Origin of the sequence: Arthrobacter koreensis (assembly GCF_035792275.1) — a bacterium.
In the GTDB taxonomy this organism is placed as follows: Bacteria; Actinomycetota; Actinomycetes; order Actinomycetales; family Micrococcaceae; genus Arthrobacter_B; species Arthrobacter_B koreensis_A.
In genome coordinates, this window is the sequence record NZ_JAMWKK010000007.1 from 159,262 (window position 1) to 173,208 (window position 13,947).

Consider the following 13,947-nt stretch of genomic DNA (forward strand, 5'->3'; position numbering starts at 1 on the left):
AAGCTGATGTGGGGGAGACCTGCCCCGGGACAGGATGGATCCATGAGTGAATCCCTGCCCGGCACGCCCCTGCTCGCTGCCGTCAACCTGACAAAGTCCTACGGTAATTCCCCGGCGCTGGCCGGTGTCAGTCTTGAGGTGCGGCCCGGTGAAGCCACGGCTGTCATGGGTGCTTCCGGTTCCGGCAAGACCACGCTCCTGCACTGCCTGGCGGGGATTGTGCTGCCGGACGCCGGAAGCGTCCGATACTCCGGCGCTGCACCGGTGGAAGTCACCTCGCTGGATGACGAGGCGCGGTCGGCACTGCGCCGCACCGAGTTTGGTTTTGTATTCCAGCAGGGCCTGCTGATCCCCGAGCTCACCGCCGGAGAGAACGTGGCACTGGCCCTGATGCTCAACGGCACAGCACGCCAGGTCGCCGAGCAGCAGGCGGCGGCCGCCCTTGCCGCGCTGGGACTGGCCGGGATGGAGGGGCGCCGGATCGGTGAACTGTCCGGTGGCCAGGCGCAGCGGGTGGCAATTGCCCGGGCCCAGGTGAACGGGGCGCGCGTGCTGTTTGCAGATGAACCGACCGGAGCGCTGGACTCACGCACTTCCGCTGATGTGATGGCCCTGCTGCTGCAGTCGGTTGCAGGCACGGGGCGGTCGCTGGTGGTGGTCACCCATGATCCTGAGGTTGCGCGCTGGTGCGGCCGGGTAGTGACGCTGGCAGACGGACGCATCGTTGCGGACACCGCCGGAGTTGCCCGATGAGCGCCTCCTCCGCCGTGGAGCGTGCCGTGGATTCTTCCCCGCTGGCGGTACCCCTGCGGCTCACCTGGCTGCTGAACCGGCCCGGAACCTCCGGATCGGCGGCCGCACTGCTTCCAGCCGCATCCTTCGCCGTCGTCACCACCCTGCTGCTGACGGTGCTCGCCGGAGCCCTGTCCTTCACCCAGTGGGGAGACGACGAAGGGTCCATATACCTGCTGCTGGCCGGCTTTGCCCTGATCCTGCTGGTGCTTCCCCTCATGACGCTGGGCGGTTCAGCAGCACGCCTGTCAGCCCGCCGCCGCGATGAGCACCTCTCAACCCTCCGGCTGCTGGGTGCCTCTTCTCGAACCGTCCGGCAGGTAACAGTCCTGGAAGCGGCGGCACAGGCCCTCGCCGGAGCCGCCGCCGGTGTACTGGGCTACATGGTGCTCGCCCCGTTCGTGCAGCTCTTCCACTTCCGCGGAGCACCGCTTGGCAGTGCCTACTGGCTGCATCCGGCTGCTGTCGCCGCGGCTGTTGCCGCCGTCGTCGCCCTCGCGGCGGTCAGCTCCGTGATCAGCCTGCGCCGGGTCGTCATCTCACCGCTTGGCGTGCGCACCCGCGCCGACGCGCAGAAAGTCCATTGGTCACGTGCCGGCATCGCGGTCCTGGTTGTGGTGCTCTGCGTGGCGGCCCTGCTGACTCCCGTCGGTATTGCCGCGCTGGCGCTGGCTATTCTGTTCGGTGCGTTCGCGGCAGGACTTGCGGTACTGAACCTGGTGGGGCCGTGGCTGGTGGCCCTTTCTGCGAAGTGGCGCCTGCGCAGGGCGGCCACCCCGCAGGCACTGCTTGCCGCCCGCATTGTGCTGGATGCGCCGAAGGCCGCCTGGAGGCAGGTCAGCGCACTCTCAATGGTGTGCTTCACGGCAGTTGTAGCCGGTGCCGGCGCCGCCCTGCTGCAGACCGCGCAGGCCGAAGGGCCGGAAGACTTCCTGCTCACAGACATGATGACGGGGGTCATCATTACCGTCATCGCCGGGTTCCTGATGGTGGCCTGTTCGGCCGGCATCAACCAGGCAGCCACGGTCCTGGACCGGGCTGAGCTGTACCGCGGCCTGCACCGCATGGGGATGCCGCGGGACGTCATCGACGCTGCACGCATCGGCGCCGTAATGCAACCGGTGGTCCTGGTCAGCACAGCGTCCGCCGCGGTTTCCGGTGCACTGGTGTTTCCCGTGACCGGAGCAGCGATACTGCTTAATCCGGTGGCGATGGTGTTCCTGGCCGCTTCCGTCGCAGCCGGCATTTTCCTGGTGCGCGCCGGGCTCGCAGCCACCTCTCCGGTGCTCACCTCGGTGCTGGAGGCCGACGCCGGCTGACACACGCTGCTTCGGGCCGGGGCCGTGCACGGCCCGAAGCGACAAGCCCAGCCGAAACAGGGTAATTTTCTAGTGTGACTTCTTCCGATTCCAAGACCCCGTTCTACATCACCACCGCCATCTCCTACCCCAACGGCCAACCGCACATCGGGCACGCCTATGAGCACATCGCCACCGATGCCATGGCCCGCTTCAAGCGGCTGGACGGTTACGACGTTTTCTTCATGACGGGTACGGACGAACACGGGCTGAAGATGCAGCAGTCCGCGGACAAGGAAGGCATCACTGCCAAGGAGCTGGCGGACCGCAACTCTGCCGCCTTCAAGCAGATGGAAGCGGACATGGGCACCTCCTATGACCGTTTTATCCGCACCACTGACGCCGACCATTACGCCGCAGCCCAGGCCATCTGGAAGCGCATGGAAGAGAACGGCGACATCTACCTCTCCAAGTACGCGGGCTGGTACTCCGTCCGCGACGAGGCGTACTACAGCGAGGACGAGACCGAACTCCGCGAAGACGGCGTGCGCTACTCGCGGGAAACCGACACCGAGGTGACGTGGACCGAAGAGGAAAGCTACTTCTTCCGCCTCTCGGCCTACCAGGACAAGCTCCTGGCCCTGTACGAGTCCCAGCCGGACTTCGCCGCACCGCGTTCCCGGTTCAATGAGGTCATCAGCTTCGTCAAGGGCGGGCTGGAGGACCTCTCCATCTCCCGCACCACGTTTGACTGGGGCGTACCCGTGCCCGGCAACCCGGATCACGTGATGTACGTGTGGGTGGATGCGCTGACCAACTACCTCACCGGCGTCGGCTTCCCCGACACCGAAAGCGAAACTTTCAAGAAGTACTGGCCGGCGGACGTGCATGTGATCGGCAAGGACATCTCCCGCTTCCATGCCATCTTCTGGCCGGCGTTCCTGATGTCGGCCGGGCTGGACCTGCCGCGGCGGATCATGATCCACGGTTTCCTGCACAACAAGGGCGTGAAGATGTCCAAGTCGCTGGGCAACGTGGTGGCACCGAAGGACTGGGCTGACCAGTACGGGCTGGACTCCGTCCGGTTCTTCCTGCTGCGCGAAGTGCCGTTCGGTGCCGACGGTTCCTATAACCACGAGGCCGTAGTGGGCCGGATGAACTCCGACCTGGCCAACAATCTGGGCAACCTTGCCCAGCGCTCCCTGTCCATGGTGGCCAAGAACTGCGGCGGCGCCGTTCCGCAGCCGGGAGAATTCACGGCCGAGGACAAGGCCCTGCTCGAAGCGGCCGGGAAACTGCTGCAGGTCTCCCGCGAGGCCTACGACGTGCAGGACTTCCACGGTGCGCTCGAAGCGACCTGGAAGGTCCTCGGCGACACCAACGCCTACTTCGCGGAGCAGGCTCCCTGGGTGCTGCGGAAGACCGACGTCGAGCGCATGAACACCGTGCTGTACGTGACCCTGGAAGTGCTGCGGATCGTTGCCATCCTCATCCAGCCGGTCATGCCCGGCAGCGCCGGCAAGCTGCTGGACGTGCTGGGCCAGCCCGACGGCGATGCCCGCACCTTCGCGGCGCTGGGCACCCCGCTGGTTCCGGGCACTGAGCTGCCGGCTCCGGCTCCGATCTTCCCGAAGTACGAGGAACCTGCCGAGTAACCCCGCCCCCTCCCGCCGAGAGGCCAGTTACGGCTCGTATGGACCTCCAAACGAGCCGTAACTGACCTCTCGATGGTTTTTCGGGGGGGGCTAGGTAAGGAAACGGGCCGGAGCGGTTTCCTCCATGACCTGCGCGACGGCGTCCTGCTGCTTCTGTGCCAGCTCAAGCAGTTCCCGGATCCGCGGGGCGTGGAACCGGTGGTCGTGGGCGGAGAGCACCAGCAGGGTCCGGTACAGGCATTCCTTGGCCCGGACGATCGACTGCAGTGTCTCCAGTTCCAGCTGTCCGGTTGTGCCCTTGCCGGTGCTCAGCGGGTTGATGGGTCCCAGCCGTCCGCCGGCTGCGCCGACCAGCGCCAGTGCCTTCTTGAACCGGCTGCGCTGGTAGCCCAGCGCCAGGATCAGGGTTTCCAACTCGTCGCGCTCATCTGAAATCTGCTGGACGAGGTCCGCAAAGACACTCTCGTACTCGGTGCCCTGCCAGGTTTCCCGCGCTGCCTTGAAAAGCCGCACCCCGGTCTCCGCGCCCAGCAGGTGGTCATCCAAGTAGGCTGCCAGCGACTCGTGGCGGGGTGTGCGGCCGGGCTCTGTCTGCGGCATGGCGGCTCCTTCTCTGCTCCTGGCACGGCGGAAAATCGCCGGCACGGTTATCAGTATGCTTTGTATCTTTGCAGATCAGACGCAGAAAGCGCGAGGCGCGCGTCCATCGGACACCGCCCCGCGCTTTCTGTTCAGCTGCTAGTCTGCGGCCAGCCCCGCGACGGGGGAGAGGCGCGCGGCCCGGCGGGCAGGAAGCAGCGAGGCTCCCAGGCCGGCGACCAGCGCCACGGCTAGCACTCCGCCCAGCTGGGCCCACGGCAGCGCCGGAACCACGGCCGCGAAGGACCCCAGTGCGGACTGGGCGCCCAGCCAGCCGTACACCGCCCCGAGCGCAATCCCGAATAGGGCCGCAACGCCGGCGATCAGCACTGCTTCCAGCGCCAGCATGCCGCGCAGCTGCCGCTTGGTCAGCCCCAGGGCCCGCAGCAGGGAGGATTCCCGGGTGCGTTCCAGGACAGACAGAGAGAGGGTGTTCGCTACGCCCACCAGGGCGATGACGACGGCGACGCCCAGCAGGCCGGTGACCACCATGAGCAGTACGTCGATGACCTGTTCAAAGGCTGCACGTTCAATGGCGGCACCCATGATCTGGTAGTCCTCAATATTCAGCGCCTCGGCCAGTGACGACTGCAAACCCCGGATTTCGAAGCTGCTCATGCCGTCGGCCACAGCGAGCCACAGCAGCGGCTGCTGCTGGAATTGTTCCGGCCCTGCCTGCTCGGGCACTCCGCCAAGCGCCCGCATCGTGTCGGTTGATACCAGCGCGGGGAAGGTGCGGCTTTCCGACGCCACAACGTCCAGTTCAAGTTCACCGGCGGTTCCCCGGACGGTGACGGTTTTGGCCTCGGTACCCTGCGGCATCATGATGCTGCCCGCGGCCGGTGCCATGGACGCGTCCTGCAGCACATTGCTGTCTGCGTCGCTGAGGGCGTAGACGGGTGTTTCCCCGCCGTCGTCGTCAATGAGTCCCGCGAGCGGCAGGAAGGCGGCCTGGTCCACGTTCTCTACGGCAGCAGCGGCAGCAGCATCCTTCTCCGTGAACGGCTCTTCGACCGGAATGGCCCCGCGGATGGTGACGTCCACCGGGAACTCCCCGGCCAGCGTGTCATCGAATGCGTTTCTGGCCGTAGCCGCGCCCGTCATCATCATGACCACCAGGGTCACGCCGATGAGGAGGGCGGACGCCGTTGCTGATGTCCGCTGCGGGTTGCGCACTGCATTTACGGCTGCCAGTTTGCCGGGAACTCCCAGCGGTGAGGCGAGGTAACCCACTGCGCGCACCAGCGGCGGGATGAAAAGCGTGGAGCACATCAGAATGCCGACAAAGCTAAGGATTCCGCCGGGAAGGGCGATGATCAGGTCGCCGTCCCAGGCCCCGTAACCGAGCAAAGCGGCACCCGCGGCAGTCAGCAGCAGGCCGGCAATGAGCCGGATACGGCCCTTGCGGGTACCTGCCCGAACGTCCTCGGCAGGGCGCAGGGCAGCCAGCGGCGCAACAGCGGTCGCGGCACGTGCCGGCACCAGGGCGGCGACCATAGTGAGGATGACACCGGCAGCGATACCTGCCACGACTGCCAACGGGGGAACGTCGAGAGTGGCGAAGCCGCTCTCCGGCAGTGTCTGGAGGTAGGCCACGATTCCGCCCACGAGTCCGATGGCACCGAGCACACCGATAATGGAGGACACGGTGCCTACCAGGAGCGCTTCGACCAGTACAGACCGGCGGATCTGCGACCGCCCGGCGCCAATGCAGCGCAGCAGCGCCAGTTCACGGGTGCGCTGGGCTACCAGAACCGAGAAGGTGTTGGAGACCACCAGTGCACAGACGAGGAGGGCGACGGCGGCGAAAGCCAGGAGGATGACGGTCAGGCTGTCCTGCCCGCCGGTGAATCCAGCCATCAGTTCGGTGGTTTCTTCCGCTACGGTCCGCACCGTTACGGCCCGGATACCTGCGTCAGCGAATGCCTGGGTGACGTTGGCCTGGACACCCTCCAGCGAGGCGCCCTCGGCAACTGAGATCAGGATCGTCTGGAAGCCGAACTCCAGGTTGGCGAACTCGGCGGCGGTGCGTTCGACAGCGTAGAGCTGCGACACTCCGAGCGTGGACGGATTCGAGGACGACTCGACGAATCCGGTGACGGTGAGGGGAGTTTCGCTGCCTTCCATGTCCTCGGAAGAAACTACGGGCAGTACCGAGCCGAGAGTGATTCCGCGGCGCTCCGCGGTCTCCTCGTCAACCGCTACCTCGCCCGCCGACGTGGGCAGTGTTCCCTTCACCACGTCCACCGGCAGCAGCGAGGTATCTGCCGGAATGTTGCTCAGCGCAGCGAAGGACGTGCCGCGCCCGTCGCGCACTGCAACGGATCCTCCCAGTACAGCGTAGGTGGCCTCGACGCCGTCCGCACCGGTGGCGGCGCCGGCAGTACGCTCATCAAGGACAGCGTAGGACTCTGCCTCCTCGTCGTATTCAGACGAAACCACCAGATCCGCGTTCCGGAAACTTTCCCCCACACTCTGGGTGAGGGATGCCTTGGATGACGCGTTGATGATCAGGGTGGCGGTGAGGAAGCCGACGGCGATCATCACGGCAACGCCGACGGCGACGAAGCGGCGGGCATTCAGGCGCACCTGCGCCAGGGCTACCTGCAGCACTGTTATGCCCCCAGCTTCGTCAGTGCTGCCAGCACGCTCTCAGGCGTGGGGCTGGAAAGCTCGCCCACCAGAGCGCCGTCGTTCATCAGCACCACGCGGTCTGCGTAGGACGCGGCCACCGGATCGTGGGTGACCATGATGATGCTCTGGCCCATTTCGCGGGACGACCGGCGGAGCAGGGAGAGAACTTCGGCACCCGAGCGGGAATCCAGGTTGCCGGTGGGCTCGTCCCCGAAGATGACGTGTGGGCGGGTCAGCAGGGCACGGGCGACGGCGACGCGCTGCTGCTGGCCGCCGGAGAGTTCGTGCGGACGGTGCTTGAGCCGGCCCTCGAGGCCAAGGGTGCGAGTGATCTCGGCAAGCCACTCAGAGTCGACCCTGCCGTTGGCCAGGGATACCGGGAGGGTGATGTTCTGCTCGGCAGTCAGCGTGGGAACCAGGTTGAAGGACTGGAAGACAAACCCGACGCTGTCCCGGCGAAGGCGGGTGATTTCGGCGTCCTTGAGCGCGGTGATCTCGGTTCCGCCGATCCAGATATTGCCGGAGTCCGCGGAATCCAGGCCCGCCAGGCAATGCATCAGCGTGGACTTGCCGGAACCGGAGGGCCCCATGATGGCAGTGAAGGTGCCGGTTTCGAAGCGGACGTCGACGTCGCGGAGCGCGTGGACGGCGGTGTCGCCTTTTCCGTAGGTCTTGTTCAGGGCCTGTGCGGCGGCGGCAGCCGTGGAGCTGCCGGGGCCGGGCACGGAGGAGTGCTCAGTAAGGGTTGTCATGCCTTCAACGCTATTCGGGGCACCTAGCCCGGCACATCGGAGGAAGGGCGGGTTGTTGCGGGCCCGGACTCATCCCGTGGGTGGAACCGGGCCTGCCAGGCGGTAGGACTCCAGCAGCAGTTCCTGCAGTTCGTCCGGGTCCAGGTTCTCCAGCCGCACCAGGACCAGCAGCGGAGACCTGTCGTGGTGCGGGGTCCAGAAGAACGTCTCGGGGTCCGTCCCGGCAAGACCCTCCCGTTCTTCGGTCTTGACGGTCAGCACCCCGTCGTCCCACATGCGGGCCATGAGGGAGCGGGCGAACCAGGCCGGCTGCTGCCAGCTGAGCCGCTCGGTGACACCGGGAAGGGCGAGGCAGCGGGAACGGACATCGTCAATGGTTGCCACGGGCACCTCCGGTTTTACGGGGTGACGATACCCGTCTCGTAGGCGATGACAACAGCCTGTACCCGGTCCCGTGCGCCGAGCTTTGCCAGGATGTGCCCCACATGGGTCTTGACCGTCGCTTCGGACAGGAAGAGCTTCGCGGCGATTTCCGGGTTGGAGAGTCCGCCGGCAATGAGCGCAAAGACCTCGCGCTCGCGGGGGGTGAGGGTCTCTACGCTGGCGGCATGCCGGCTGACCTCGGGGGTGGGCTCGCGCAGCATGGGCGCCACATGGTCCAGCAGCCGGCGGGTTGTCGACGGCGCGATCACCGCATCGCCGCGGTACACGGTGCGGATGGCTTCAAGCAGTTCCTCTGGCGGGGCGTCCTTGAGCAGGAAACCGCTGGCCCCGGCGCGGATGGCCGAGAGCGCGTACTCATCGAGGTCGAAGGTCGTCAGGACCACGACCTTCACCTCGGTCTCCCGGGAGCCTGCCTGCTCCAGGATCCTGGCGGTGGCTTCAATGCCGTCCATGCCCGGCATCCGGACATCCATGAGGACGACGTCGGCGGGTGTCCGGGAGAGCACCTGCACGGCTTCGGCGCCATTGCCGGCTTCAGCAGTCACCGTCAGGTCCGGCTGCGAGTTGATCAGCATTTTGAAACCGCCGCGGACCAGCTGCTGGTCATCGACGAGCGCAACCCGGATGGGCGCGGAGGTATCAGTCTCCCCGGGAACACCGGGGGAGGGGATGGTCATGCCTGTCAGGCCTCCGTGTAGGGAATGAATGCGGCGACGCGGAATCCTCCGCCGGGGGCGGGTGCGGCTTCCAGGGTTCCATCGTAGAGCGCTACGCGTTCCGTCATGCCGACGATCCCCTGGACCGCGCCGGGGGTCCGGGCAGCGGCGTCGTTCTGCCTGGGCCCGTCCGGTGCCGGATCGGCACCGGCACCCCGCCCGTCGTCGGTCACCGTGATGCCCAGCCCCCTGGCGGTCCAGTCCAGGTCCACCTTGGCACGCGCCTGGGGGCCGGCATGCTTCAGCACGTTGGTCAGGGCCTCCTGGACTACGCGGTAGGCGGTGAGTTCAGCGCCCGCCGGGAGGGCCCGCCTCATGCTGCCCGTAACGAGTACCTGGACGTCCAATCCTGCCCGCTTGACGCCCTCCACCAGGTCACCGATGTCCGCGAGAGAGGGAAGAGGGCGGGTGGAGGCGCCGTCATCCCCGCGCAGGACCCCGAGCAGCCGGCGCATTTCCCGCAGTGATCCCCGGCCGGTTTCGGCAATGGTGCCGAGCGTCGCCGTCGCAATTTCCGGGTCCTGGGCGCTCGCATACCTGGCGCCGTCGGCCTGCGTGATGATTACTGACAGTGAATGGGCCACGATGTCATGCATTTCGCGGGCAATGTGGGTGCGCTCGTCTGCGGCCGCGAGGTCCCTCTCCTGCTGCCGTTCGACCTCCAGGCGGCGGGCGCGGTCGCGGAGCGATTCCATGGCCAGGCGCCGGGTCCGGGTCAGGTCACCGAACGTCCAGCAGACGAGGACAACCGCTTCGATGGCGATCAGCGCGATGAGCCAGAACCAGATCATCCCGGAACTGGGGCTGGAAGCCAGCCCGGGGCCGGAGAGGGACAGCGCCGGCCGGACGATGTACTGGAAGAGTGCCAGCCCACCGCCGGTCAGGGCGAGTGCCAGCCCGCCCAGGCTCGCCCAGCGCGGTGCGTATGCAGCCAGTGCGTGCACCATTACCAGGACGAAGATGTCAGCCGGCAGCCCGCTCACCGGCACCACAACAAGCTGGAGCAGGCAGGCAGCAGCCATAACCGCTGCAGCCGGAACGGGCCGGGTGCGGCGCCAGGCCAGCGGGAGGCAGATGGCGTTGGAAAGGATGAATCCAATCAGCGCTTCGGCGTCTCCCATCAGCAGGAAGGGAAACGCGAAAAGCAGGCTCGCCAGAAGTGCCCCGGCCAGGTCAACCTTGAACGGGTTGGCCTGGGTCCAGGCGTAGAGGCGTTGGTGCAGGAGCATGGACAGCAATATTAGGCCCCGACCGGGTTGCCGCGCGTCATGCCGTGGTCTGAACTCCGGGGGTCTCGCCCCCTGCGGCGGGTGGAGCCGGAGGCAGCGCACGGACGCGGCCAGTTTGCGGCGCCGTCGGGCGTCTCAATATGTGATACGTGTTGACCGCTATCTGGACACCGTTCCTAGAATTGGAACATGAGCGAAGAAGCGTCGAAGGTCATTTCCCTGGCAGTCATTCCCGGAGACGGAATCGGCCCTGAAGTCACGGCAGAGGCCGTCAAGGTGCTCAAAGCCGTCACCGCGTCCGGTCCGGCCCGGTTCGACCTCACGGAATACCGGCTCGGTGCCGAACACTGGCTGCACACCGGCGAAACGCTTCCCGACGAGACGCTGGAGTCCCTCAAGGCACACGACGCGATCCTGTTCGGCGCCGTCGGCGCCGCACCGGGCGACACGAAGATGCCCTCCGGCCTGATCGAGCGCGAGATGCTGCTGAAGCTGCGCTTCAGCCTTGACCACTTCGTCAACCTGCGCCCGTCCAAGCTGTACCCGGGTGTCGCCAGCCCGCTGGCCAACCCCGGTGACATCGATTTCATCGTTGTCCGGGAAGGAACCGAAGGGCCCTACGTCGGCAACGGCGGATCCCTGCGTACCGGGACCCCGCATGAAATCGCCACCGAGGTGTCGCTGAACACCGCCCACGGCGTCGAGCGCGTGGTGCGCGACGCGTTCCGGCGCGCAAGCGAACGCCCGCGCCGCAAGCTGACCCTTGTCCACAAGCACAATGTCCTGGTCTATGCCGGCAGTCTGTGGAAGCGGACCGTGGAAGCAGTTGCCGCAGAGTTCCCCGAGGTGGAACTTGACTACCTGCACGTCGACGCTGCCACGATCTTCCTGACCACCGATCCCTCACGCTTCGACGTGATCGTCACCGACAACCTGTTCGGAGACATTATTACGGACCTGGCTGCTGCCATCACCGGCGGAATCGGGCTGGCAGCGTCCGGCAACATCAACATGGAGGGAACGTTCCCGTCCATGTTCGAGCCGGTGCACGGCTCCGCCCCGGACATCGCCGGCCAGCAGAAGGCGGATCCCACCGCGGCGATCCTCTCGGCGGCGCTGCTGCTCGCGCACCTGGGCTTCACCGACGAGGCAGCGCGCGTGGAGCGGGCAGTGGAGGCCGACGTCGCATCCCGGGCAGGAAAATCGCGCACCACCGCGGAAATCGGCGATGCGATCGCCGCAGCAGTGTCATAAGCTCAACAGTGACCCGATCAATAGGAAGACGAACGACGGCCGCGCCGTTCACCGTGGAGGAATAATGTCTGTCAGCGCTCTGGAGTTCACCCAGAAGCTATCCACCCAGCCGAAGTCGGAGCAGGAACGCGCCGCGATCCTGGCCGACCCGGGTTTTGGAAACCACTTCACGGACCACACCGCAGTCATTGACTACCGCGTCACCGACTCGGGTGAAGGGGCGTGGGAGAACGCGCGCATTGAGCCCTACGGGCCCATCGCCATGGATCCCGCAGCCTCCGTGCTGCACTACGGCCAGGAGATTTTCGAAGGACTGAAGGCCTACCGGCATGAGGACGGGTCTATCTGGACCTTCCGTCCCGAAGCCAACGCCGCCCGGCTCAACACCTCGGCCCGGCGGCTTGCGCTCCCTGAGCTGCCGGAGGAGCTTTTCCTCGAATCGCTGAGCCGCCTCGTCGCCGTCGACCGTGACTGGGTTCCGTCCGGCGACGGCGAGTCCCTGTACCTGCGCCCGTTCATGATCGCCACGGAGGCGTTCCTTGGGGTCCGGCCGGCACGCGAAGTTTCCTACCGGGTCATCGCCTCACCTGCAGGCAACTACTTCGGCGGCGAACTGAAGCCCGTATCCATCTGGCTCTCCACCAAGTACGCCCGTGCAGGCCGCGGCGGTACCGGTGAAGCCAAGTGCGGCGGCAACTACGCCGCCTCCCTCATCGCGCAGATGGAAGGCGAGGCCAACGGCTGCAAGCAGGTTCTGTTCCTGGATGAATTCAATGACAACGCCGTGGAAGAACTCGGCGGCATGAACGTGTTCTTCGTCTTCAAGGACGGAAGACTGGTCACTCCGGCACTTTCCGGCACCATCCTGCACGGCGTCACGCGCAACTCTGTCCTGCAGCTGGGCCGGGACCGCGGACTGAACGTTGAAGAACGCAAGATCACCCTGGATGAATGGCGCGACGGCGTTGCCTCCGGCGATATCACCGAGGTCTTTGCCTGCGGCACTGCCGCCGTGATCACGCCTGTCGGTGAACTGAAGTCCGAGACCGAGACCATCGGGTCCCCGGAAGCCGCTGCGGGCGAAGTCACCATGTCCATCCGGCGTGAACTGCTGGGCATCCAGACCGGCGCCGTGGAGGATACCCGCGGCTGGCTGACCCGCCTGGCCTAGGGGAGAGCATGAGCGAATCGGCGCAGCCGGCACCGGGCCGGATAGTCAGCAGCACCCCGCTGGCCCGGTACCGGCTGGCCGATAACCCCGGGCCCATGAGCCTGGACGGCACAAAGAGCTACATCCTTGCTGCCGAACCGGGCGGTCCGTGCGTCATTGTTGACCCCGGGCCTGCAGACGAAGGGCACCTTGCAGCCCTCGCAGCAGCAGGAGCGGTTGAGCTGGTGCTCATTACGCACCGCCACCCCGACCATACGGAAGGTGCCGAGCGATTCCACCAGCTGACCGGGGCTCCGGTACGGGCAGCAGACCCCGCATTCTGTTTCGGGGGGACCCCGCTGCAGGACGGCGAAGTTATCTCCGCGGGCGGAGTGGAGATCCAGGTGCTGGCTACTCCGGGACACACCTCCGATTCGGTGTGCTTCTTCCTTCCGGCGGACGGGCCCAACGGGTCCGTCCTGACCGGGGACACCATCCTGGGGCGGGGGACCACCGTCCTGGATTACCCGGATGGAACACTGCAGGACTTCATGGCCAGCCTGGAGAAACTAGGCCGGCTGGGACCGGCAACCGTGCTCCCTGCCCACGGGCCGGACCTGGAGAACCTTGAATCGGTTGTCCTGACCTACCGGGACCACCGCGACGAGCGGCTGGCGCAGATCCGTGGAGTGCTGGGCCTGCTGGGCGAGGACGCCACTGTTGAGCAGGTAGCCAATGCGGTCTATGCCGATGTGCCGGCCTCCGTCCGGGCCGCTGCCGAACTCTCCGTAGCCGCACAGCTGGAGTATCTGCGGGTCCGTGGCTAACGCCCGAACCGTGTGAGCACACCCACGTGTTTCCAACTTGCGCCTGGGCCTGCGGTCCTTCGTAAAATGGAACTGCGCTGAAACGCGGGGAAGGTTCGCCGGAACCGCTGCCGAAGCGCGGCACCGGGGCCCGCAAGCCCGTGCAGGAGATCACAGACCTGCCGAGTTGCGCACGGCTCATCGGATGTGTAAAGTTGAATGAGTTGCCGCCGGCCCCTTGAGGCCGGAACGGAAACAAAACCCACTCCAATCCACCGGGTAAATCCGGTTGCTTTGGTGTGGTCCGGAAGGGCTTGAATAGCCGGTTTGGATGGAATTCTTCGGAATTCACCGAATTGCTAAAACGGCCCGGATGGAATATGCTGGTAAAACACCACAGCGGTGCGAAAAGAAAAGAAAGTTCCCGGTTGGGAATGGTTTTTCCGAGTAGGCCGGATGTGCCTGTTGTTTGAGAACTCAATAGTGTGCCAAGTTTATTGATACCGATTATTTATTGATTGGTTGAATTGGCTGTCCTGCCCACCCCGTGGGTGTGGATGGTTTTTTTAGCTGGTTTC

The 13,947-nt window shown here is 65.9% G+C and carries 12 protein-coding genes; 6 read left to right on the top strand and 6 right to left on the bottom strand.

The features are described from left to right. Nucleotides 1-42: 42 nt before the first annotated feature. From NGB94_RS09335 to metG, 3 genes are all read left to right on the top strand, one after another. Nucleotides 43-753: an ABC transporter ATP-binding protein gene (locus NGB94_RS09335; protein ID WP_325790344.1), complete on the top strand. Its 711-nt coding sequence runs from the start codon at nt 43-45 to the stop codon at nt 751-753. Beyond that, nucleotides 750-2,111, top strand: a complete 1,362-nt coding sequence (locus tag NGB94_RS09340; RefSeq protein WP_325790345.1) for an FtsX-like permease family protein — start codon at nt 750-752, stop codon at nt 2,109-2,111. The genes NGB94_RS09335 and NGB94_RS09340 overlap by 4 nt, the downstream gene beginning before the upstream one ends. A gap of 74 nt (nt 2,112-2,185) precedes the next feature. Then, the gene (gene metG, locus NGB94_RS09345; RefSeq protein ID WP_325790346.1) at nt 2,186-3,745 is read left to right on the top strand and encodes a methionine--tRNA ligase; all 1,560 of its coding nucleotides are present in this window, start codon (nt 2,186-2,188) and stop codon (nt 3,743-3,745) included. A 90-nt stretch (nt 3,746-3,835) separates the two neighbouring features. On the opposite strand, the gene NGB94_RS09350 is transcribed toward metG, so the two are convergent. The 6 genes from NGB94_RS09350 to NGB94_RS09375 form a co-directional block, all read right to left on the bottom strand. Then, complete coding sequence (locus NGB94_RS09350; RefSeq protein WP_325790347.1) at nt 3,836-4,345, bottom strand: hypothetical protein; 510 nt, start codon at nt 4,343-4,345, stop codon at nt 3,836-3,838. A 138-nt stretch (nt 4,346-4,483) separates the two neighbouring features. After that, nucleotides 4,484-6,997: an ABC transporter permease gene (locus NGB94_RS09355; protein WP_325790348.1), complete on the bottom strand. Its 2,514-nt coding sequence runs from the start codon at nt 6,995-6,997 to the stop codon at nt 4,484-4,486. Between the two features lie 2 nt (nt 6,998-6,999). Beyond that, on the bottom strand, nt 7,000-7,770 hold the full coding sequence (locus tag NGB94_RS09360) for an ABC transporter ATP-binding protein (protein ID WP_325790349.1): 771 nt from the start codon (nt 7,768-7,770) through the stop codon (nt 7,000-7,002). 69 nt (nt 7,771-7,839) lie between these two features. After that, nucleotides 7,840-8,154: an MmcQ/YjbR family DNA-binding protein gene (locus tag NGB94_RS09365; RefSeq protein ID WP_325790350.1), complete on the bottom strand. Its 315-nt coding sequence runs from the start codon at nt 8,152-8,154 to the stop codon at nt 7,840-7,842. 14 nt (nt 8,155-8,168) lie between these two features. Continuing rightward, a complete protein-coding gene (locus NGB94_RS09370; RefSeq protein WP_325790351.1) occupies nt 8,169-8,891 on the bottom strand; it encodes a response regulator transcription factor in 723 nt (240 codons plus the stop codon). Nucleotides 8,892-8,896: 5 nt separating this feature from the next. Further along, on the bottom strand, nt 8,897-10,159 hold the full coding sequence (locus NGB94_RS09375; RefSeq protein WP_325790352.1) for a sensor histidine kinase: 1,263 nt from the start codon (nt 10,157-10,159) through the stop codon (nt 8,897-8,899). Nucleotides 10,160-10,348: 189 nt separating this feature from the next. On the opposite strand from NGB94_RS09375, the gene NGB94_RS09380 reads away from it, so the two are divergent. The 3 genes from NGB94_RS09380 to NGB94_RS09390 all read left to right on the top strand — a co-directional run bounded on the left by NGB94_RS09380 (nt 10,349) and on the right by NGB94_RS09390 (nt 13,390). Then, nucleotides 10,349-11,413: a 3-isopropylmalate dehydrogenase gene (locus NGB94_RS09380; RefSeq protein WP_325790353.1), complete on the top strand. Its 1,065-nt coding sequence runs from the start codon at nt 10,349-10,351 to the stop codon at nt 11,411-11,413. 64 nt (nt 11,414-11,477) lie between these two features. Continuing rightward, entirely contained in the window at nt 11,478-12,584 is a 1,107-nt protein-coding gene (locus NGB94_RS09385; RefSeq protein ID WP_325790355.1) for a branched-chain amino acid aminotransferase, read from the top strand. 8 nt (nt 12,585-12,592) lie between these two features. Next, nucleotides 12,593-13,390 carry an MBL fold metallo-hydrolase gene (locus NGB94_RS09390; RefSeq protein ID WP_325790356.1) on the top strand — a complete coding sequence of 266 codons (798 nt, stop codon included), beginning with the start codon at nt 12,593-12,595 and terminating at the stop codon, nt 13,388-13,390. Nucleotides 13,391-13,947: the final 557 nt, after the last annotated feature.